This is a genomic window from Streptomyces sp. NPDC041796 (assembly GCF_055590785.1).
Genome location: NZ_JBVJAH010000009.1, coordinates 253487 through 270810, shown reverse-complemented (window position 1 = coordinate 270810; position 17324 = coordinate 253487). Strand labels below are relative to the sequence as shown.

The following is a 17324-nucleotide window of genomic DNA, read 5'->3' as shown; positions in this document are numbered from 1 at the left end:
GCGCATCAGGGGGCGTCGGCCGCCATGCCGTCCGACGCCCCCGACGGGCTGCTGGTACCGACGGGCCACGGGTGCGCCCCGCGCTCGCCCGCCCAGGAGGTCACCGGCAAGGTGACCGGTGAGCAGTCCCGGGCGGCGTCGAGTTTCGAGGTCGTGGTGCCCCCCGTTCGACGTGGGCGTCCATGTGCACGCCCGGAGCGAGGAGCTGTTCTCCCTCCTCGACGGGGAACTGGACGTCCTGGCGTTCGAGCCGCGGGTGCGGACCGTGACGACCGGAGGCACCGGGAGTCCCCGTCCGGCCGGCGTACCGTGCGGGCCACGCCTGGCACGGTGAACCTCGTCCCGCCGGGCTGTCCGCACGCCCTCGCCAACCGTACGGACGGCCCCGCCAGGACGTTCTTCCAGGCGTCCCCGACGCCGGACCACGAGCGGTACTTCGAGGAGCTGATCGCGATCCTCGACCGGGGCGGCCCCCCGGACCACACGGCGATCGCCGCGCTGCGCGCCCGGTACGACATCGAGCACATCACGCCGCTGCGGCACGACGCGCACCGGGAGCCACGGGCCGCTTACCGCCCGCTCAGGCGGCGGGCGGGAAGCGGTCCCATACGCGGTGGCGGCCGAGGAGCCGGGTGATCCCGGCGAGGACGCTCTCACCGCCGTCGCCGGTCACCACACCCGGGGCCCCGGCCGGTACGCCCGCCGCCTCCAGGACGGTGTCGGCTCCCGCCCAGCCGCCGATGGCCTTGGCGTGGCGGTAGGCCTCGGAGAGCATCAGCAGGAGGCGCGGGTCGAGGCCGTTGCCGGCCTGTCCGGCGTCACCTGCCTTGGCGTCCCGGGCGCCGTACGCGTCACTGCCGGGCGCGGGCACCCCGGCCAGGAGCAGGGCGTCGAACTCGATGGACCGCGCGGTGGCGAAGGTGCGCTGGACGGTGACCGGCTCGGAGCCGTCCGCCCCGATCTTCCCACCCGCCGGTGCGATGACGAGGGGCACCAATCCCGCGTCCAGGACGGCCTGACGGACGGTCCGGACTCCGTCCAGGTGCCCGTTGTCGTCGGCGACGATGCCGATGATGCGGCCGTCGGCGGGCCACTCCTGACCGACCTGTGACAGCGCGGGGCTCGGGGCCACGTCGGCGGGGGGCTGAGTGGGTTCGGGTGCGGGAAGGCCGAGGCCTTCGGCGACCCGGGCGCAGAGTTCGGCGTCGATGTTGGCGAGCGCCTGGAGCTGGCGTCGCTTGACGGCGTTGTCGTAGCACTTGCCGAGCTCGAAGGTGTAGGCGGTGACGATGTGTTCGCGCTCGACGGGGGACATGCTGAGCCAGAACAGCCTGGGCTGGCTGAAGTGGTCGTCGAAGCTGGCCGGCGCTTCGCGGACCTTGCGCGCCGCGGGCACCTCGACGGGGGTCTCGATGTACGCGCCGGTGGTGGCGCCGGCGAAGAAGGGGCAGCCTCCGTCGAGGGAGTTCGGCTTGTAGGGAGCGACGCCGCTGTGCACGGCCTGCTGGTGGAAGCCGTCGCGGAGCATGTCGTTGACCGGCGCGTGCGGGCGGTTGATGGGGATCTGGTTGAAGTTGGGCCCGGCCAGCCGGGTGATCTGGGTGTCCAGGTAGGAGAAGAGCCGCCCGGCAAGCAGCGGGTCGTCGGTCACGTCGATACCGGGGACGAGGTGTCCGACGTGGAAGGCGACCTGCTCGGTCTCGGCGAAGAAGTTGCTCGGGTTGCGGTTGAGGGTGAGCAGGCCGATGGGCTGCACCGGGGCGAGCTCCTCGGGGACGATCTTGGTGGGGTCGAGGAGGTCGATGCCCTCGAAGGTCTGCTCGGGGGTGTCGGGGAAGGTCTGGATGCCGAGCTCCCATTGCGGGTATGCGCCGGCCTCGATCGCGTCGGCCAGGTCGCGGCGGTGGAAGTCGGGGTCGACACCGCCGGTGATCTGCGCCTCCTCCCAGAGCTGGGAGTGCACCCCGAGCTTGGGCTTCCAGTGGAACTTGACCAGGGTGGTGGCGCCCTCGGCGTTGACGAGGCGGAAGGTGTGGACGCCGAAGCCCTCCATGGTGCGGTACGAGCGCGGGATGCCGCGGTCGGACATGTTCCACATGGTGTGGTGCTGGGCCTCGGTGTGCAGGGAGACGAAGTCCCAGAAGGTGTCGTGGGCGCTCTGGGCCTGCGGGATCTCCCGGTCGGGGTGCGGTTTGCCCGCGTGGATCACATCGGGGAACTTGATGGCGTCCTGGATGAAGAAGACCGGGATGTTGTTGCCGACGAGGTCGAAGACGCCCTCCTCGGTGTAGAACTTGGTGGCGAAACCCCGGGTGTCCCGGACGGTGTCCGCGGAGCCGCGCGAGCCGAGGACGGTGGAGAACCGTACGAAGACCGGCGTCTCAGTGCCCTTGCGCAGGAAGGCCGCCTTGGTGACGCCCTCGGCGGTGCCGTACGCCTGGAACACTCCGTGCGCGCCGGCGCCGCGGGCGTGGACGACGCGCTCCGGGATGCGCTCGTGGTCGAAGTGCATGATCTTCTCGCGCAGGTGGTGGTCCTGGAGGAGGACCGGGCCCCGCGGGCCCGCCTTGAGCGAGTGGTCGGTGTCGTACAGCCGGGCGCCCTGGGCGGTGGTGAGGTAGGGGCCGTCCTGGGCGCGGGACTGCGGCGGGTTGCCGGTGTGGCGGCCGGTGGGCGAGTAGGGTGCGGGCTCGCCCTGGTCGGGCTTGGGCGGCAGGGGGCCGCGTACCTCGGTGGGCTCGTCGACCTGGGCGGGCTCCGGGGCGGGGGCACCGGGGATTCCTTCGGCCGGGCCGCCGTCCCGGAGGGTCTCGGTCAGCTTCTCGGCGGCGGCCTTCAGCGGATTGGGGTTGGGCATGGTTCCTCCGTGCTCGGGACTGGGACTCCTCAGCCATGACCGCCACGGGACGGTGCCTAACGGATGCGTGGCAGACATCCGTCCATCGGCACACACCGGCCGGTCGGCGCCGGTCACCGGTCCGCGAGTGGTCACGAGCGCCCTGGTACCCCCATGTCGTTGTGGGAAGCACGGACTTTGGTCATGTGCGCGGACGACATCCGGCCGGTGGTTTCAGCGCTCCAGTTCCTTGTGGGCGCTCTCGGGCAGGCGTACGTACACGAGGGCGGACACCAGGCACAGGGCCGACACGTACCAGGGGAACAGGTCCGGTCGGCCCAACTCCTTGAACAGCGTGCCCACATAGGGTGCCGTGCCGCCGAAGAGGGCCACGGTCAGCGAGTACGGGAAGCCTATGCCGGCGGCGCGCACCCGGGCGGGGAAGATTTCCGCGTTGACCGCGGCCGAGATCGAGGTGAACCCCGTGAGCAGCACCATGCCCGCGCACTGGACCAGGAGCAGCGAGGTGAAGGAGTCCCCGATCGAGCGCAGCAGGGGCACGCCGAGGAGGGCGAAGCCGGCGCCGAAGAACAGCAGCAGCGGTTTGCGGCCGTAGCGGTCGGACAACAGTCCGCCGAGCGGCTGGAGGAGGGCGAAGAAGCCGAGCGAGAGGGTGCCCGCGAGCAGCGCGTCGGCCTTGTCGATGCCGGCGTTGAGTTCGGCGTACGTGGGCAGGTACGAGGTCCAGGTGTAGTACGCGATGGTGCCTCCGGCCGTGATGCCGCAGATCAGCAGCGATTCGCGCGGATGGCGGCGCAGCGCGTCGAAGAGCCCGGGACGGGTCTGTCCGGTGCGTTCCTGCGTGGACTGGAGGGTCTCCTCGGCGCCACGCCGGATCCAGAAGCCGACGAGGCTGAGCACTGCGCCCACGAGGAACGGGACGCGCCACCCCCAGCCCTCCATCCGGCTCTCCCCCAGCACGCCGACCAGGGTGGCGGCGATGCCGGAGGCGGCGAGCTGGCCGATGGTGGTGGAGACGTACTGGAAGCTGGAGAACAGGCCGCGCCGGCCGGGCCCGGCGGATTCGACGAGGAAGGTGGTGGAGGCGGCGAACTCCCCGCCCACCGAGAGGCCTTGCAGGAGCCGGGCGGCCACCAGCACCACCGGGGCGAGGACGCCCACCGCGGCGTACGTCGGGGTCAGCCCCACCAGGAGGCTGCTGCCACCCATCAGCAGGATGGTGACCGTGAGTGCGGCCCGCCTGCCGTGCCGGTCGGCGACGGCGCCCATGAGCAGGCCGCCGACGGGCCGCATGAAGAACCCGACCGCGAAGACGGCGAAGGTGGACAGCAGGGGGACGAGGGAGTTACCGGACCCTTCGGGGAATATCTGGCCGGCGATGTAGGTGGCGAGAAAGGTGTAGGCGTACCAGTCGTACCACTCGACGGCGTTGCCCACCGAGGCGGCGAGCAGTTGCCGCACGGGCCGGCGGGCCGGGGCGAGAGTCTCTGTCATGATCACGGCCCTCCCCGCCCCGGCCGGTCCGCACACGTGCGCGGTGTTACGGCTTCGTGTGATCCTCGTGCCCGCCGGGCGTGGAGCTCTTGCCGCGGCGTGCCGTTGAACGGCCGCGGCGCGTACGGAGCCACGAGGGCGGTCCCGAGAACAGGACCGGGTCGGGACGACGGCTCTCCGCCGCACGGCGGAGGCGCTGGTCGCGGCTCTCCTTCCGGAGCGGCTCCTGGGCTGGTTCCCGGGGCCGATGCCACGGGTGCGGCAGGCCGACAGCATGGTGGGCATGACCACGAGCCAGTCCGTCCGGACCGTATCGGCCGCGCCTCGCTGGGCGGTTGTCGCCGCCCACGTCGTCCCGCTGCTCGCCCTGCCGTCGGGCGTCTGGCGCCTCCTGCTGGCGGCCGGTCACCGGGGCGGCTACACCGAGGCGGGGTACGAGGCGATGGGCATCACCGGCTGGGCCTCGGTGTACGTGGTCGGCCTGAGCGTGGCCTGCGAGGCGCTCGCGTTGCTCACGCTCGGTCTGGTCCGGCCGTGGGGGGAGGTGCTCCCGGACTGGGTGCCGTTGCTCGGCGGGCGGCGGGTCCCGGTGATGGCGGCCGTCGTGCCGGCGGCCGTCGGTGCCGTCGCGCTGACGGCGCTGTGGACTCCGTTCCTCCTGTGGTGGGCCGTCCCCCACACCGACATGACCCCGCTCGGCAACACCGTCACCGGGTTCCTCTACCTGCCCACGGTCGCCTGGGGACCGCTGCTCGCCGCCGTGACCGTCTCGTACTGCCGTCGGCGCCGCGCCGCACACGCCTGACCGGCCGCCGTGTGGACGTGCGGGAAGGCCCCGGCGCCAGGACGCCGGGGCCTTCGCGGTCGAGCTGCCAGCTCATTCACTCCATGGCGGGGCCGGGTCCACCGCGGGCGCGGGCGCGGGCGCGGTTCGGGCGGCGGTCGGCCATGGCCACCGCGGCCATCGCCAGGCCGAGCAGCAGGGCCACGGCGCCGACGATGATGTTGTTGACCACAGTGCGGGTCGTGTCGACGTTACCGGCCACGACCCAGGGGGAGATGATCGTCCACGCGCCGATGGCGCAAGCGGCCCAGGCCATGGCATGGGTCCGCTCGTACGCCGAGCCGAACCCGCCCATGCACAGGGCGTAGGCGATACCGGTGATCAGGTTGCACACGGCGAGAGCCGTGAGGCCGCTGAACCCTACGATCCATGGTGAGACTGCCAAGTAGAGACCCGTGAGAAGGCCGAGGGTCTCGATCGCCTGGCCACGGGGGGTACTTGTCACCCGTTCGAACCGAGACCGCATCTCGGCGAGATCGGGGTGTTGCTCGATGCTCGGGTGGGTGGTCATTGCGGGGCCCGCCTCCTGTGGAAGACTTTATCTGCCCTTTATGTCCCATTTAACTACTTTCGCGGCACCCCGGTCAACAAGCAGGATGGCCGTCCATGCCAAGCCGACGAGAACCCGGCGCCCGACACTTCTCCGGTGGGGATTCGTTGATCATCGGCGCGGTCGTGAACGACCGCCGCCGACCGCCACGCGTCGAGAGCCACAACCGAGAGGGCAAGCATGAACCTCCGTGCCACCGCCATGGCCGCCGCCACCGGCGTCCTGCTCACCGCCGGTGCCGCGACCGCCCGAGCCGCCGAGCACGACGAGGCTCCCGGTACGGGTGCCCGTACCGGGAGCGACAGCGTCGCCATCGTCAAGAACGACCGGCTGACGCCCTCGTCCGTCGTCGACTACGTCCTGGACACCGACGAGGCCTGAGCGGGGATCTTCCCGGGAGGCAGCATCCGTACCGGTTCCGTACCGGCGTCGTTGTGGCGCAGCGCCCAGTTCTCCAGGGCGATCCGGCACGCGTGGTCGAGGTGGCGCAGCCCGGAGAGATCGAGCTCGATGGGCCGGTCCTTCGGCAGGTTCTCCAGCTCCTCCAGGATCCGGGGCAGCCGGAGGAACGTCGCGTTGCCCGAGATGGCCGCGACCAGGCGGCCGCCGGTGAGTTCCCGCACCTCGACGTGGAGGTGGGACGTCTCCCAGGCGGTCTTGCAGACCGCGAGCAGCAGGCCCAGCACCACGCCCTCGAAGAGGTTGGTGACCAGGATGGCCACAGCGGTGACGCCCAGGATCACCGCCTCGCCGCGGTGTTCGCGCCACAGCGGGACCAGGTCCTTGACGGGTACGAGCTTGCAGCCGGCGTGCACCAGGACGCCGGCGAGCGCGGCGAGCGGGATGACACCGATCGCGGCGGGCAGCAGGGCGGCGAACAGCAGCAGCCACAGTCCGTGCAGGATGCGTGAGAGGGACGTACGCGCGCCCGCCTGGACGTTGGCCGCGCTGCGGACGATGACGGCCGTCATGGGCAGGGCGCCGAGGGCGCCGCAGACGGTGTTGCCGATGCCCTGGGCCATCAGCTCCTTGTCGTAGTCCGTGCGCGGACCGTCGTGCATGCGGTCGACCGCCGCCGCGCTGAACAGGCTTTCCGCCGAGGCGATCAGGGTGAAGGCGAGGACGGTGCCGATCGCTCCCACCGTGGCGATGCCGCCGAAGCCACCGAGACCCGGGGGCTGGACGGCTTCCAGCAGCCCCTGGACCTCGACCTTGGCGACGGGCAGTTCGAACACGGCGGCAACGGCGGTGGCGAGGGCGACCGCGACCAGCGGGCCGGGCACCGCACGGACCCGGGCGGGAAGCCGTGGCCACAGGACGAGGACGGCCACGGTGGCGGCTCCGACGAGGAACGCGGTGAGCGCGGCGCCACCGGAGAGGACGGAGCCGGCCAGCTCGGGCAGGCCGGCGAGTTTGCCGAGACCGCCGGACGGCTGGTCGGTGTCGGCCATCGCGTACACCTGCCCCAGGACGAGGACCAGGCCTATGCCGGCGAGCATGCCTTGCACCACGGCTACGGAGATGGCGCGGAACCAGCGGCCGAACTTGAGGGCTCCGAGGAGGAGTTGAAGCAGTCCGGATATGAGGACGATGGCGCCGAGCGCGGCCAGGCCGAACTCCTGGACGGCCTCGTACACCAGCACCGTGAGGCCCGCGGCGGGGCCGCTGACCGGCAGGGTACTGCCGGGCAGGGCGCCCACGACGAGTCCGCCGACGATGCCGGTGACCAGTCCGAGTTCGGCGGGTACGCCCGAGGCGACGGCGACGCCCACGCACAGCGGCAGGGCGACGAGGAAGACGACGAGCGACGCGAGTATGTCGCGGCGCACGACAGCGGGGTCTTTCAGGGGGGAGAACATGAGGGTGGGTTCCTAGAGGTGCGGTCCGCCGCCCCGGGGGGCGGCGGACAGGCGGAGGTGGGGACGAGAGTGCTTCGGCTCCCTCACAGGGGCCAGAACTCGCCGTCCAGCTCCGGCCGGTGCACACTCACGGCACCGGTGTCGACCTCGTAGTACCAGGCGTGGAGCGACACCTGCCCGTTCGTGAGCAGTTCCCGCACGGCCGGGTAGCCGCGCAGTGCGTCGAGCTGCGCCACGGCGTGGCGGCGCACCGCCTGGGCCAGGTCCTGGGTGTCCGGTGGTTCCGGTACGGAGTGGTCGAGCCAACTCCGCACGGCGGGAAGGGCGGAGAGGTCGTCTCCGCGTACGAGGGCGCCGACGGCGCCACAGTGGGAGTGCCCGCACACGACGATGTCGCGGACACCGAGGACGCGCAGCGCGTACTCGACGGTGGCGGTCTCGGCGCTGGGCCGTGCCTCGTCGTAGCGGGGCACCACGTTGCCGGCGGTGCGGAGCTCGAAGAGCTCCCCCGGGCGGGCGCCGGTGATGAGGGAGGGGATCACCCGCGAGTCGGAACAGGTGATGAACAGCGCCTGAGGGGCTTGTCCGGCGGCGAGACGGCGGAATTCGTTCGGCCGTTGGGCGACGCGGGCGGGGAACGTACGAGCGTTGTCGATCAGGGACTTCATGGCGGCCTGCCTCCTGCGCTCCGGCCGTGGGGGCCGGGACGCGGTGTGGTCGGGTCATTGTCGGTCGTGCGTGTGGGGGGCGTGGATGACGAACCACGGGGTCTCCGCAGCGCTGCCGGTGCAGGGGCACCGTGGTGCGGTGCGCTAACGATCATGCATCACGACAGCTTCGTCAACTTTGCCAGGACATTACCTTCTGATGACAGGTCCTTTTGAGTCGGCACGCCGAGGGCGGCAGGCTGGATCTCAACCCCTCATGTTGCCGTCATGTTTCGGACGTGTTGACCGGCGACCACCCGAACGTTTCTACGCATGGTGCATGTTTGAACCATTTCAGGCACACCACAAAGCCCTGATGAAACAGGGGGCCCATGCGCGCGTGCGATGCTCCGGGAATACGTTTCGCGTCAGCGCTTGAATAACAGACCAAACCGAAAAGCGTTGCTGAATGTGCATCAACAGGACCGGCACGGCAATGTGGCTGCCGCACGGCACCGAACGAACCGGAATCGAGCTGAGAGGTTTTATGCCATGCGGACACTGGTAAGGCGCGCCATCGTTTGCGGTCTGGCCACAGCGGGGGTCCTCGGGCCCATGACCGTCACGGGGGCCGCCGCGAAGGCCGCCGCGCCCGAACCGCGGCTCTACGCACCGACGGCCCTGGTCCTCACGGTCGCCCAGGGCGAGACCGCCGCCACCGCGGTACCCACGCGGGCGGTGACGCTCACCTGTAATCCGACCGCCGGCGGGACGCATCCGGCACCGCAGAAGGCGTGCGCCGAACTGCGGGCGGCGGAAGGCAAGTTCGACAAGCTGGGCGGTGACGAAACCCGCCCGTGCATCAAGATCTACGACCCGGTCGTCGTCACCGCGCAAGGCACCTGGGAAGGCCGGCGCGTGAACTTCGAGCAAATGTATGCCAATTCCTGCATCATGCAGGCCGAGGGCTCGAGCGTCTTCTCCTTCTGAGCCCGCACACCGCTCCCCCGGGCCCGCACGGCCACGACAGGCCGTGCGGGCCTCGCCGTGCCGGAACGGCCGTTGTATACGACGGGGGCGGTACATCGCGGCGAAACGGACGCGCAGCGGGGTGCGCGGCGTTCGCCAGGGGACGTACGCAACCCCGCTCCTCGCCGGAGCGGGGCCGTTCACGTCGGGGGGTCAGCGGTCGGAGACTCCCTAGGTGCTCCCGCACCCGCTCCACCGGGGTGACCCTCGCATCGACGACCGGCTCCTCGGCGTGCAGCGTCACCTCGTGCTCGGCCCCGGAGATCCGGCCCGGACAGGGCGGCGCCACCGTTGGCGCCGGTGACGGGCCGGCGTTCGAGGGTGACCTCCTCGTGCCGCACCGGGACGGTCCGCCGGCCTCCTCGCTGACGACGTGTTCGCGGAGCCGGGCCCTTCCAGCCTCACGCATCTCCACGCCCACGCCCACGCCCACGCCCGCGTGCATGTGCTCCTCGGAGCGGGTCATGGCGTCGTCGCCGGCGGATGCCGTAGTACTCGTAGTACTCCTAGAGACGCCGCTCCTCCCGGGCCGACAGGTGGCCGCCCCCGTCGACGCCCACGTTTGGTGCAGGTCCACACCGGGCGGGTGACCACGCCCCCCAGAGGAAAAAACCTCAAGTCATCCCAAAAGCGGGCATACCTATAATGCTGGCGGCGATGTGCTGAGGGACCGTGCCCTACGGGAGAGCCGTGGATCTGGAGAGCGTCACCGACGAGTTGTACGGGCTGCGCCCCGACCGTTTCACCGCGGCCCGCAACGTCCGTGCCGCCGAGGCCCGCAAGGCCGGCGACCGGGCCCTGGCGGATGCCGTCCGCGCGCTGCGCCGGCCGACCTTGGCGGCGTGGGTGAGCAATCTGCTCGTACGGGAACGCCCGGCGGAAGCGCGGTCGCTGGCCGCTCTCGGGGACGGACTGCGCCGCGCGCACCAGGAGCTGGACGGTGAGCGGCTCCGGGAGCTCAGCCGGAAGCAGCACGTCCTGGTGACGGCCCTGGCACGGGAGGCGCGGCAACTGGCGGCGGATGCCGGGCAACCGGTCGGCGAGGACGTCCAGCACGAGGTCGAGTCGACCTTGCACGCGGTCCTCGCGGACCCGGACGCGGCCGAGGAGTGGGCATCGGGGCGGCTGGTGAAACCGCTGAGCGCCCCGGTGGGATTCGCCGCGGCCCTCCCGGACGTCGCACCCCCTGCCCATGGGCGGCGTGGGGTCCGGCGTACGGAGGAGGAGAAGGAGCCGCGGAGTACCGACGTACCTGTGGCGCGTGAGCGACGGGAGCGGGACCAGGACCGGCGGCAGCGGGACCGGCGGCAGCGTGAACAGCGGGAGCGGGAGCAGCGGGAGCTTCGGGAGGCGCTTCGGGAAGAGCTCCGGCACGCCGAGGAGGAGGCACGCGCGCGGGAGGTGGAGCGCGACCGGGCCAAGGCGGACTGGGAGCGGGCCGAGGCCGAGCTGCGGGAGGCGGGGCGGCGGGTGGACGCGCTGGCAGGACGGTTGAAGGAGGCCGAGGCGCTGCGGCGTACGGCGGACGAGGCCGTGCGGTCCGCGCGTGGGCGGCTCCAGGAGGCCGAGCGGGCGGCGAGCGAGGCGCGGAGCCGGGCCCGTGACGCGGCCACCCGCGCCGAGCGGGCGGACCGGGAGTGAGGGAGACCGGCGAGTGCGGGGGCGGCCTTCCGCGGCCGTCCGCGTGGGCCGAGGGCGTGTCGGGCGTCGTCGCCCTACCCGGCCATCACCGGTGACAGGTGCCGGCGGGTCGCCTCGTGCAGGTAGCGCACCTTGATGCACAGCGCCCACGGATCGATCGGTTTGGCGACGAGGTCGGCGGCGCCCAGCCGCATGGCGTCGCGGGACAGTTGGGGATCGATGCCCAGGCCGGTCACCAGGATGACCGGGATGCGCCGGGTCCGCTCCAGCCGCTGCATGTAGAGCAGGACGTCGAGTCCGCTCAGCACCGGCATCACGACGTCGAGGACCGTGACCGCCACGCCGCCGCGCAGGACGGCCTTCAGTGCCTCGTCCCCGCAGGTGGCCGCCTCGAGCGGGTAGCCGAGCGGAGACACGGCCTCCTCCATCGCGAACAGATTGTCCTCGTGGTCGTCGACCAGCAGCACCTTGTCCGTGACGATCACGGCCACTCACCTCCGATCGGGCCCGCTCACCCAGCATGCCCGCGCTACCCCGTTCGTGGCAGGTCGTCCGGCAGCTCGTCGGGGGAAGAGCCGGTGGCGACCGAGCGGAGACCGCGGCCCGCGAGTGCGGCTTGCGCGCGGGCGAGCGCCCGGCGCAGGGGGCGCGAACTGCGCAGGGCCGCGCGAGCCGCGTTCGCGCCGGGAGCACCGTGCACACCGCCTCCCGGGTGGGCGCTGGCGGAGGCGAGGTAGAGGCCCTCCACCGGGGTCTCGGGGCGCCCCGTACCGGGTACGGGGCGGAAAACGAGCTGCTGGTGGATCGCCGCGGTGCCGCCGTTGATGGCTCCCTCGTGCAGGTTGGCGTCCATCGCCTCGAGGGTCGGCGGAGCGAGGATCCGGCGGGCGCGGACGAGTGCGCGGAACCCGGGTGCGAAGCGTTCGACCTGCGCCTCGACCCGGTCGGCGAATGCCTCCTGTTCGCGGCGGTCCCAGCGGCCGGTGAGGCCGTCGTCGCCCGCGTCGCCCCGGATGCCGTGGGGTACGTGGGTGTACGCCCAGGCCGACTCGGTGCCGGCCGGGGAGCGGGTCGCGTCGGCGGTGGTCATCTGGCCGAACAGAAGGAACGGCCGGTCGGGCACCTCTCGCATGGCGAGCTGGGCGGAGAACCGGGTGAGTTCGTCCATGCCGTCGGCCAGGTGCACGGTGCCGGCGCCGGCAGCGGGCTCACCGGCCGTCCAGGGGACGGGGCCCGACAGTGCCCAGTCGACCTTGAAGGTGGCCCAGTCCCACTGGAAGCGCCGTACGTCGTCGAGCAGCCGGGGGGGCAGGTGCTGGGGGCCCACGAGGCCCTCGTACAGAGCGGGCGCCGCCACGTCGGCGAGGACCGCGCGGTTCACCGGCACCGTCTCCCCCGCGGCCGTGCGGACCGCCACCGCCCGCCCGGACCTGACGGTCACCTCCACGACCCGCTCACCGCACCGCACCACGCCGCCGCGCCGCTGGAGGCGGCGTACGAGGGAGGCGCTGAGCGCACCCGCCCCGCCGACGGGCACGGGGAAGCCGTACGACTGACCGAGCATGGCCATCAGCCAGCCGAAGCCTCCGCTGCCCGCCGCTTCGGGGGCCAGGTCGGCGTGCAGGGCGTTGCCGGCCAGCAGCAGCCGGCCCCCCTCCCCGTGGAACTCCTCCTCCGCCAGGCGCCGTACGGGCAGCGTCAGCATGCGGGCCAGCCTCAGGCCGCCCGCCGCGCGCACGCGGGCGGCCAGCCGCGCCGCGGAGCGTACCGGGGGGAACGGCGTGAACAGGGCGTCGATGATGTCGGCGCCGAGCCGGTCCCAGAGGTCGCAGAGGTGGTCCCAGGCGAGGGCGTCGCCAGGGGCGAACTTCTCCAGTCCGGCCGCCGTCGCCGTCCGGTCGCGCTCCAGCACCGCGCACCGTCCGTCGGGAAGGGGGTGGGCCAGGACGCGCGGCGCGTGACTCCAGTGGAGGCCCTCTTCGTGGAGGGCGAGGCGGGACAGTACCGGGGACGCGGCGGCCAGTGGGTAGAAGGCGCTGAACACGTCGCTGACGTAGTCCGGGTGGGCGGCCCGGTCGCTGCGGACGGCGCCGCCGGGCTCGTCCTGCGCTTCGAGGACCTCGACCGACCAGCCGGCGTCGGCGAGCACGTTGGCCGCCACCAGGCCGTTGGGGCCCGCGCCGATGACCACGGCGTCCGGCACGGTGTCGGGCGCCGCGTCCGGCACGACGGGACCGGAGGAGGTCACCGGGCTTCCCTTTCCACCACGTCGGCGAGGCGGCGGAGCATGGCGCGGTGGCGCAGTTGCAGCAGGGCGTCGAGCACCGTGTTGTGCAGCAGACCGCCGGGACCGCGCAGTGGGTGCTCGTCGACGACGACGAGTGTCTCGTCGCCCCAGGGGCGTACCTCGATGGCGATCCTGGCGGTGCCCAGGGCGCCGCTCTTGGCCTCCAGTTCCAGGCATCTGGGGGGCTCGTGGAGCCGTACGACGGTTTCGCCCTCGGCCGTGTAGGGGCCCAGGCGAACGGTGTACTCGAGGGTTGAGCCGGTTTTCGGCCAGTCGCCGTCCTTGGGCCGGGACGAGGACGTGCCGACGACCCAGTCGCAGTACAGGGACGGGTCCTCCAGCACGGCCCACACCGCTTCGGGTGCCCTCTTGATCAGCTGATGCCGTACCGCCATGGATGCCTCCGGGGTCCGCCGGTGGGAAACGAACGCACGGCGGGTACCCGCATCCGGCCGGTGCGAACGCTCCCCCACCGCAGCGTCACCTCGGTGGGGCGGTGTCCGGCGTGAGGGCGTTCCAGAACATCGTCTCGTACGACTGGAGCAGCCGGCCGTGGCGCAGCGCCGCCGGCATGGTGACGTGCCCGTCGTCCAGGCCTTCCTGTACGGCGGCGACGGCCTGGTCCTTCAGGGCGGGCGCGGGCAGCGCGAAGAAGTCGAAGAAGCCGCACGCCTCGTCGGCGAAGCCGTAGCGCGTGCGCAGCGCCGCGGCGATGGTCGCGCAGTATCGGCCCCACGCGGCGAAATTGGCGTACAGGGCGATGGCCACGTCGGCCGGATCGCCGTTGAGCGCGAGCCAGGCGACGTACGCGGGATAGGCCTGGCAGCCGGCCGACGGCTCGTACGCGCCGGCCGCCACCTCGTCCAGCCCGCAGCCCTCCAGCAGGGCGCCGAGGCGGTCCATGGCCAGGGCCTCGCCCTCGGCGAGGGTCGTGAAGAACGCGGCGCCCCGGGGGCGGTCGGCCGCTCGGGCGGCCAGGTGCAGGAAGGAGCGGCGGTCGGAGGCCACGATGTGGCGCTGCTCCAGGGCGAGGGTGCCGATGGTGACGCGGGCGGCCGTGCCGTCGGCGATCGCGGCCACGAGCCGGTTCGCACCATGCCGCGGGGCGAGCTCTCGTGCGGTGGCTTCCAGAAGTTCCCGGGCCTGCTGCGTCATCGCCGCGCTCCTAGGGCTCTGTCGTCTCCTGCACGAGTCAGCGTCGCACGCGCGGTGTCGCACGCGCGTTACGAACAGTGACACAGGACGGCGGGGACATGGGGCGGGGACATGGGGCGGGGCCTGAGCTGTGGGCGGCGCCCTGTCGGTAGGACGACGGAGCCCCGACCGGCGGGGGGGGGGAGCCGGCCGGGGCCTGTCGCCGTGGCCATGGAGGGCGGTCGCCTCGCGGCGGTTGGCCGGGGACACGGGCCCCTCGCGGCCACATATGGATGAACGGTGAACCTTCAGGTGGGGTTCCCGAAGTGGCCCACTTCACGCCGTGCCCCCGGTACGTCAGGGCGGGACGTTCAGGGCTTGTAGACCGTGCCCGGTTCGGGCTTGGCGGGGGCGAGCAGCTGCGGGACGGTGACGAAGGTGAAGCCGCGCTTCTTCAACTCGGCGATGATGCCGGGCACGGCGGGGACGGTGCCGTCGTAGATGTCGTGCAACAGGATGATGCCGTCCTTGTCGGCGCCGTCGAGCGTCCGCTGCCGGATGAGGTCGGAGTCGGTGGTGGAGTAGTCCTTGGCGGTGACGCTCCAGAGCACCTGGGCGAGTCCGAGTTCGCGGCTGATCTCGGAGACGGTGTCGTCCGTCCGGCCCTGCGGGGGGCGCATCAGGGTGGGCTTGCGGCCGGTGAGCCTCTCTATCGCCTCCTGTGTACGGGACAGCTCCTGGCGTATCTCCTCGGGTTCGAGATCGGTCAGGATCCGGTGGGTCCACGTGTGGTTGGCCACCTCGTGCCCCTCGGCGGCGATCCGGCGGACGACATCGGGGTGGCGGTCGATGTGCTTGCTGCCGAGCAGGAAGAAGGTGGCCGGTACCTTCTCGTTCTTGAGGATGTCCAGCAGCCGGGGCGTGTCCTTGCCCGGCCCGGCGTCGAAGGTCAGTGCTATGCAGGTGAGCTTCCTGCAGTCGACGGGCCCCGCCTCGCCCTTGGCGTCCGCCCTGACGCTGCTGGGCGCGACCCTGTCGGACGAACAGCCGCCCAGCGCGAGGACGAGCGAGGCCACGGCCAGGAGGGAGACGGGAACGGCGGCCTTACGGCGGTGCGGGGGCTTCGTGCCGAACAGCATGGAGGGCATCTCTCTTCCGCGGTAGGTGGACCCGATCGACCGGGTTCGACAGGACGCGATCTTGTTTGACCGGCCGCGACCATGTTTCGGCTAGGTGCGACCGGCTGCGACCAGATGGTCGACCGCACTCTACACACGGTGTATACACGGGGCGTATACCGGGTTCCCCTGAGTGGCCCCCCGCCCCGTTCGCTCAAGGTTTCCGATGAGACCTTCGGGGAATTCGCGGGTTTATGGTGCAAATCGGATACACGATGATGACCGAGCAGGCGGGGCCCCGGGCCCTGGTGGACCACGTCGTCCAGGCCGAGGAGGCCGGATTCGACTTCTCGGTGACGTCCGACCACTACTTCCCCTGGCTGCGTTCGCAGGGGCACGCGCCGCATGCCTGGACGGTGCTCGGTGCCGCCGCACAGGCGACGTCACGCATCCCGCTGATGACGTACGTGACGTGCCCGACCTTCCGTTACCACCCGGCGGTGGTCGCCCAGAAGGCGGCGACGCTGCAGCTGTTGTCCGAGGGGCGGTTCCGGCTCGGACTGGGCTCCGGCGAGAACCTCAACGAGCATGTGGTCGGCGGCGGCTGGCCCTCCGTCGACGTACGGCACGAGATGCTCGAGGAAGCGGTCGGCATCATCCGTGCGCTCTTCGAGGGCGGCCATGTCAGCCACCGGGGTGCCCACTTCGACGTGGAGTCCGCCCGCCTGTGGGACCTGCCCGACGAGCCGCCGCCCATCGGCCTCGCGGTGTCCGGCGCGCGGTCCTGCGAGCTGGCGGGCCGCCTCGCGGACCTCGTCATCGCGACGGAGCCCAAGGGCGACCTGCTCGACGCCTTCGATCGGCACGGTGGCAAGGGCAAGCCCCGGGTGGGGCAGTTGCCCGTCTGCTACGACCCGGACAGGGAGGCCGCCGTACGCCGTGCGCACGACCAGTTCCGGTGGTTCGGCAGCGGCTGGAAGGTCAACTCGGAGCTTCCGCACCCCGACTCGTTCGACGCGGCGACGCAGTTCGTGAAGCCGGAGGACGTCGCCGAGGCCATCCCCTGTGGTGACGATCCGGACGACTTCGTGGCCGCCGTGAAGCCGTACGCCGACGCGGGCTTCACCGAGATCGCCCTGGTGCAGGTCGGTGGTGACTCGCAGCCCGCCTTCCTGGACTGGTCGGCGAAGACGCTGCTGCCCGCCCTGCGTGACGCGCTCGGCTGATCCGCGCATGGGTACGTCCGGTACGGGTACGTCGGGGCGGCGCGGTGACACCGGCCGTACCGCCCTCGTCGTCATCGACATGATCAACACGTACGAACACAGGGACGCCGAACAGCTCCTGCCCTCCGTACGCGAGACGCTGCCGGTCCTGGTGGACCTGCTCACGCGCGCCAGGGAACACGACGTACCCGTGATCTACGTCAACGACAACTTCGGCGAATGGCGGTCCCACCACGGTGAGATCCTCCAGACGGCACTGGACGGGCCGCACGCCGAACTGGTGGAGCCGATCCGGCCGGACGACTCCTCCCTGTTCGTGGTGAAGGCACGCCACTCGATCTTCTACGAGACGCCGCTGGCGTACCTGCTCGGGCAGCTGGGCGTCGGCCATCTGGTGCTGTGCGGCCAGGTGACCGAGCAGTGCGTGCTGTACTCGGCGCTCGACGCGCACATCCGGCACATCGAGGTGACGGTGCCGACGGACGCGGTGGCGCACATCCACGAGTCGCTGGCCCGGGCCGCGCTGGAGATGATGCGGCGCAACATGGGCGCCCGGACGGTGGAGGCGAAGGAGATCGACTTCGGCTCCACCACGTCCGGGCGCGGCGCGTGACCACCGTGTCCGTCGGCTTGTCCGC

16 protein-coding genes and 1 pseudogene are annotated in these 17324 nt (G+C 71.6%); 7 read left to right on the top strand and 10 right to left on the bottom strand.

The window, feature by feature from the left end; all coding sequences use genetic code 11:
• Positions 1–24 precede the first annotated feature (24 nt).
• Positions 25–543, top strand: a pseudogene (locus tag ACZ6C1_RS20520) (cupin domain-containing protein); the annotation flags it as partial.
• Between the two features lie 37 nt (positions 544–580).
• Here ACZ6C1_RS20520 and ACZ6C1_RS20515 read toward each other — a convergent pair.
• Together ACZ6C1_RS20515 and ACZ6C1_RS20510 are read right to left on the bottom strand one after the other, a co-directional pair.
• A complete protein-coding gene (locus ACZ6C1_RS20515; RefSeq protein ID WP_469242541.1) occupies positions 581–2857 on the bottom strand; it encodes a catalase in 2277 nt (758 codons plus the stop codon).
• 213 nt (positions 2858–3070) lie between these two features.
• On the bottom strand, positions 3071–4351 hold the full coding sequence (locus ACZ6C1_RS20510; RefSeq protein WP_469242540.1) for an MFS transporter: 1281 nt from the start codon (positions 4349–4351) through the stop codon (positions 3071–3073).
• 283 nt (positions 4352–4634) lie between these two features.
• Here ACZ6C1_RS20510 and ACZ6C1_RS20505 point away from each other — a divergent pair, with 283 nt between their 5' ends.
• Positions 4635–5156, top strand: coding sequence for a hypothetical protein (locus tag ACZ6C1_RS20505; protein ID WP_469242539.1), 522 nt, complete (start codon positions 4635–4637; stop codon positions 5154–5156).
• Positions 5157–5232: 76 nt separating this feature from the next.
• Here ACZ6C1_RS20505 and ACZ6C1_RS20500 read toward each other — a convergent pair whose 3' ends face one another.
• Positions 5233–5706 carry an SPW repeat protein gene (locus tag ACZ6C1_RS20500; protein WP_469242538.1) on the bottom strand — a complete coding sequence of 158 codons (474 nt, stop codon included), beginning with the start codon at positions 5704–5706 and terminating at the stop codon, positions 5233–5235.
• Between the two features lie 219 nt (positions 5707–5925).
• Between ACZ6C1_RS20500 and ACZ6C1_RS20495 the strand changes: the two genes are divergently transcribed.
• Entirely contained in the window at positions 5926–6126 is a 201-nt protein-coding gene (locus ACZ6C1_RS20495; RefSeq protein WP_469242537.1) for a hypothetical protein, read from the top strand.
• Here the strand turns inward: ACZ6C1_RS20495 and ACZ6C1_RS20490 are convergent.
• Both ACZ6C1_RS20490 and ACZ6C1_RS20485 read right to left on the bottom strand, forming a co-directional pair.
• Positions 6099–7604 (bottom strand): SulP family inorganic anion transporter, encoded by a 1506-nt coding sequence (locus tag ACZ6C1_RS20490; protein WP_469242536.1) that lies wholly within the window; start codon positions 7602–7604, stop codon positions 6099–6101. The genes ACZ6C1_RS20495 and ACZ6C1_RS20490 overlap by 28 nt on opposite strands.
• Before the next feature lie 83 nt (positions 7605–7687).
• Positions 7688–8272, bottom strand: a complete 585-nt coding sequence (locus ACZ6C1_RS20485) for a carbonic anhydrase (protein ID WP_469242535.1) — start codon at positions 8270–8272, stop codon at positions 7688–7690.
• A gap of 531 nt (positions 8273–8803) precedes the next feature.
• Here ACZ6C1_RS20485 and ACZ6C1_RS20480 point away from each other — a divergent pair.
• Both ACZ6C1_RS20480 and ACZ6C1_RS20475 read left to right on the top strand, forming a co-directional pair.
• Positions 8804–9241, top strand: coding sequence for a subtilase-type protease inhibitor (locus tag ACZ6C1_RS20480; protein WP_469242534.1), 438 nt, complete (start codon positions 8804–8806; stop codon positions 9239–9241).
• A gap of 729 nt (positions 9242–9970) precedes the next feature.
• On the top strand, positions 9971–10921 hold the full coding sequence (locus ACZ6C1_RS20475) for a hypothetical protein (protein ID WP_469242533.1): 951 nt from the start codon (positions 9971–9973) through the stop codon (positions 10919–10921).
• A 74-nt stretch (positions 10922–10995) separates the two neighbouring features.
• Here the strand turns inward: ACZ6C1_RS20475 and ACZ6C1_RS20470 are convergent, their stop codons facing one another.
• The 5 genes from ACZ6C1_RS20470 to ACZ6C1_RS20450 form a co-directional block, all read right to left on the bottom strand.
• Positions 10996–11406: a response regulator gene (locus tag ACZ6C1_RS20470; RefSeq protein WP_469242532.1), complete on the bottom strand. Its 411-nt coding sequence runs from the start codon at positions 11404–11406 to the stop codon at positions 10996–10998.
• Between the two features lie 44 nt (positions 11407–11450).
• The gene (locus ACZ6C1_RS20465) at positions 11451–13124 is read right to left on the bottom strand and encodes a phytoene desaturase family protein (RefSeq protein ID WP_469242642.1); all 1674 of its coding nucleotides are present in this window, start codon (positions 13122–13124) and stop codon (positions 11451–11453) included.
• Positions 13125–13165: 41 nt separating this feature from the next.
• Positions 13166–13603 (bottom strand): SRPBCC family protein, encoded by a 438-nt coding sequence (locus ACZ6C1_RS20460; protein ID WP_469242531.1) that lies wholly within the window; start codon positions 13601–13603, stop codon positions 13166–13168.
• An 85-nt stretch (positions 13604–13688) separates the two neighbouring features.
• On the bottom strand, positions 13689–14363 hold the full coding sequence (locus ACZ6C1_RS20455; protein WP_469242530.1) for a thiaminase II/PqqC family protein: 675 nt from the start codon (positions 14361–14363) through the stop codon (positions 13689–13691).
• Positions 14364–14713: 350 nt separating this feature from the next.
• On the bottom strand, positions 14714–15481 hold the full coding sequence (locus tag ACZ6C1_RS20450; protein ID WP_469242529.1) for a polysaccharide deacetylase family protein: 768 nt from the start codon (positions 15479–15481) through the stop codon (positions 14714–14716).
• Positions 15482–15714: 233 nt separating this feature from the next.
• Here ACZ6C1_RS20450 and ACZ6C1_RS20445 point away from each other — a divergent pair, with 233 nt between their 5' ends.
• Positions 15715–16686 carry an LLM class F420-dependent oxidoreductase gene (locus tag ACZ6C1_RS20445; RefSeq protein ID WP_469242528.1) on the top strand — a complete coding sequence of 324 codons (972 nt, stop codon included), beginning with the start codon at positions 15715–15717 and terminating at the stop codon, positions 16684–16686.
• Between the two features lie 7 nt (positions 16687–16693).
• Positions 16694–17299, top strand: coding sequence for a cysteine hydrolase family protein (locus tag ACZ6C1_RS20440; RefSeq protein WP_469242527.1), 606 nt, complete (start codon positions 16694–16696; stop codon positions 17297–17299).
• Positions 17300–17324: the final 25 nt, after the last annotated feature.

Coding starts and splice junctions, on each gene's coding strand:
- ACZ6C1_RS20515 (WP_469242541.1), bottom strand. CDS start 2,857: ATGCCCAACCCCAATCCGCTGAAGGCCGCCGCCGAGAAGCTGACCGAG.
- ACZ6C1_RS20510 (WP_469242540.1), bottom strand. CDS start 4,351: ATGACAGAGACTCTCGCCCCGGCCCGCCGGCCCGTGCGGCAACTGCTC.
- ACZ6C1_RS20505 (WP_469242539.1), top strand. CDS start 4,635: ATGACCACGAGCCAGTCCGTCCGGACCGTATCGGCCGCGCCTCGCTGG.
- ACZ6C1_RS20500 (WP_469242538.1), bottom strand. CDS start 5,706: ATGACCACCCACCCGAGCATCGAGCAACACCCCGATCTCGCCGAGATG.
- ACZ6C1_RS20495 (WP_469242537.1), top strand. CDS start 5,926: ATGAACCTCCGTGCCACCGCCATGGCCGCCGCCACCGGCGTCCTGCTC.
- ACZ6C1_RS20490 (WP_469242536.1), bottom strand. CDS start 7,604: ATGTTCTCCCCCCTGAAAGACCCCGCTGTCGTGCGCCGCGACATACTC.
- ACZ6C1_RS20485 (WP_469242535.1), bottom strand. CDS start 8,272: ATGAAGTCCCTGATCGACAACGCTCGTACGTTCCCCGCCCGCGTCGCC.
- ACZ6C1_RS20480 (WP_469242534.1), top strand. CDS start 8,804: ATGCGGACACTGGTAAGGCGCGCCATCGTTTGCGGTCTGGCCACAGCG.
- ACZ6C1_RS20460 (WP_469242531.1), bottom strand. CDS start 13,603: ATGGCGGTACGGCATCAGCTGATCAAGAGGGCACCCGAAGCGGTGTGG.
- ACZ6C1_RS20455 (WP_469242530.1), bottom strand. CDS start 14,363: ATGACGCAGCAGGCCCGGGAACTTCTGGAAGCCACCGCACGAGAGCTC.
- ACZ6C1_RS20450 (WP_469242529.1), bottom strand. CDS start 15,481: ATGCTGTTCGGCACGAAGCCCCCGCACCGCCGTAAGGCCGCCGTTCCC.
- ACZ6C1_RS20445 (WP_469242528.1), top strand. CDS start 15,715: ATGGTGCAAATCGGATACACGATGATGACCGAGCAGGCGGGGCCCCGG.
- ACZ6C1_RS20440 (WP_469242527.1), top strand. CDS start 16,694: ATGGGTACGTCCGGTACGGGTACGTCGGGGCGGCGCGGTGACACCGGC.